Source organism: Actinomadura sp. HBU206391, from assembly GCF_014323665.1.
GTDB lineage: Bacteria > Actinomycetota > Actinomycetes > Streptosporangiales > Streptosporangiaceae > Actinomadura_C.
The window spans coordinates 1-1,936 of the sequence record NZ_JABVEB010000504.1; the positions used below are offsets into that span (position 1 = coordinate 1).

At 66.4% G+C, this 1,936-nt stretch carries 3 protein-coding genes and 1 pseudogene; 3 read left to right on the top strand and 1 reads right to left on the bottom strand.

Annotation, left to right across the window (positions count from 1 at the left end):
- Positions 1 to 47: 47 nt before the first annotated feature.
- The gene (locus HKK72_RS38850; RefSeq protein WP_187239368.1) at positions 48 to 284 is read right to left on the bottom strand and encodes a hypothetical protein; all 237 of its coding nucleotides are present in this window, start codon (positions 282 to 284) and stop codon (positions 48 to 50) included.
- Positions 285 to 435: 151 nt separating this feature from the next.
- Between HKK72_RS38850 and HKK72_RS38855 the strand changes: the two genes are divergently transcribed.
- From HKK72_RS38855 to HKK72_RS38865, 3 genes and pseudogenes are all read left to right on the top strand, one after another.
- Positions 436 to 1,263 carry a helix-turn-helix domain-containing protein gene (locus HKK72_RS38855; RefSeq protein WP_187239369.1) on the top strand — a complete coding sequence of 276 codons (828 nt, stop codon included), beginning with the start codon at positions 436 to 438 and terminating at the stop codon, positions 1,261 to 1,263.
- Positions 1,260 to 1,469: a DUF397 domain-containing protein gene (locus HKK72_RS38860; RefSeq protein ID WP_187239370.1), complete on the top strand. Its 210-nt coding sequence runs from the start codon at positions 1,260 to 1,262 to the stop codon at positions 1,467 to 1,469. The genes HKK72_RS38855 and HKK72_RS38860 overlap by 4 nt, the downstream gene beginning before the upstream one ends.
- 101 nt (positions 1,470 to 1,570) lie before the next feature.
- Positions 1,571 to 1,936: pseudogene (locus tag HKK72_RS38865) on the top strand (hypothetical protein); the annotation flags it as partial.

A 1,936-nucleotide genomic window follows, 5' to 3' on the forward strand; every position in this document is an offset into this window, starting at 1 on the left:
CGGTCGCCGCCATCTGCGGGGGCGGCGCGGGATGCCGCCTCGCCGCTTCACTGGGTCCTCGGCCGCTGTGCCGCTCGGCTCCGCTCGGCGTCGAGCTCGGCACGCAGCTCGTCGGCGGTGGGACGGATCACGGTCGCATCGACACCGGCGGCCGGGTCGTGCAAGGTCGCGACCCAGTCGCCGAGGAGACCGTCGTAGCGGACCGACCGCCAGATCCGGTGGCCGGGATACTCCCTACGGAGCCTGGCGAGCAGTTCGTCATCGGTGGCCTTGCGGGTGTCCATCGAAGGTGCGCCTCACGTGATGGTCTCTGTCGGTTACGGCACACAAGCATGGGGTGACGAAGCTAAGGTCAGGAAGGGTCAGATGCCCACACGGGCAAACCCCTCGGACGCAAGAGAAAGTGCGCCGCTTTCCAACGCCGGAGGTCTCCCGATGCCTCGTCGCCCCCGAGAGCTTGGAACTCCACAATCGCCCGCCGACTACTTCGGCGCCGAGTTACGCGCCTATCGCGAGGCCGCCGGGCTGTCGCGGCCACAGCTCGCTGACCAGCTCGGTTACACCGCGCAGTGGATCGGCCAGATCGAGCAGCGCAAAAGCACCCCGTCTGAGGAGTTCGCCAAGGACTGCGACACCTTCTTCACGACGAACGGAACATTCCACCGGCTCTGGGAATGGCTGAAGGTCGCCGGCCAACTCCAGATCCTGCCGCCGGGATTCCCGGACTTCGTGGAACGCGAAGCCGAGGCCGTCGTGATGTACATGTTCGAGGCGATGGCGGTCACCGGGCTCTTCCAGACGCGTGAGTACGCCTATGAGGTGCTGAAGGCCGGAAGGACCGCGGAAGAGATCGAACAGCTCGTGGCGACCAGGCTTTCACGCCAGCAGATCCTCGAAGCAGAGGACCCGCCCCGGGTCGTGGTGGTGTTCGACGAGGGCGCCGTGCGGCGTCTGGTCGGCAGTACAGAGATCATGCGTGACCAGATCGATCACCTGATCAAGCTGGCGGCCCGTCCGACCATCACGATGCAGATCGTCCCGAGCAGTAGAGGGGCGTACGCGGGGCTGATGGGCACGTTCACTCTGCTGGGCTTTCCGGACGAGCGAGACATCGCGTATGTGGAGGGCCACGTCGGCGGGCAGCTCATTGATCGCTCCGACACCGTACGTGAGTTTGGGCTACGGTTCGACTTGATCAGGGGAGCGGCGATGTCCGCCGACGAGTCCCTTGAACTGCTCTACGCGATCATGGAGAGCCTATGAACACGACGGACTCGGCGACCGTTCAGTGGCGTAAGAGTACCTACAGCGGTGATACGGGCGGCCAATGTGTCGAGGTGGCGAGCCTGCACCCGGCGGTGGCCGTACGCGACTCCAAGGACCCGGACGGCCCCGAGCTCGTCTTCGACGCCGCCGGCTGGATGGCGTTCGCTCGTCGGGTCAAGGCCGGCCGGCACGACCTGAGCTGACGACCGGGGAGGCCGGCGAGGCCACGACGGCTGCACCAAGGACGCCGAGCCCACCGGCCAGGTGGTCACTCACTTAGCTTCCGCCATACGTCCAGGTCCGTGTGGACTCTGGGGACCTCGCCGAGTACAACCCGACGGAGTACCGGGCCGACAAGGTGGTGAGCTTCTACGCCGACCCCATGGACCAACGCCCGGTGCTCGCCGTGATCGTGGAGAGCCAGCGGAAGTACGTCGATGAGAAGCACTGGAGCTGGCCTGCTTACGTGGCCAATCTCCGGGCGCGCCGCAGATGCACGGTGCTCCTCATGGTGGTCTGTCCCAATGACACCGAGGCCGCGAGATGCCGTGAGCCCATCCCGCTCGGCAATCCCGGGTCGGTGCTGCGTCCCTTGGTGATCGGGCAGCGGGACGTACCGGTGATCCTCAACCCGGACCAGGCCACGGCCCCACTCGACGTCGTGGCCTCG

Excerpts from the sequence above, each read along its gene's own strand:
- HKK72_RS38850 (WP_187239368.1), bottom strand. The coding sequence starts at position 284 with ATGGACACCCGCAAGGCCACCGATGACGAACTGCTCGCCAGGCTCCGT.
- HKK72_RS38855 (WP_187239369.1), top strand. The coding sequence starts at position 436 with ATGCCTCGTCGCCCCCGAGAGCTTGGAACTCCACAATCGCCCGCCGAC.
- HKK72_RS38860 (WP_187239370.1), top strand. The coding sequence starts at position 1,260 with ATGAACACGACGGACTCGGCGACCGTTCAGTGGCGTAAGAGTACCTAC.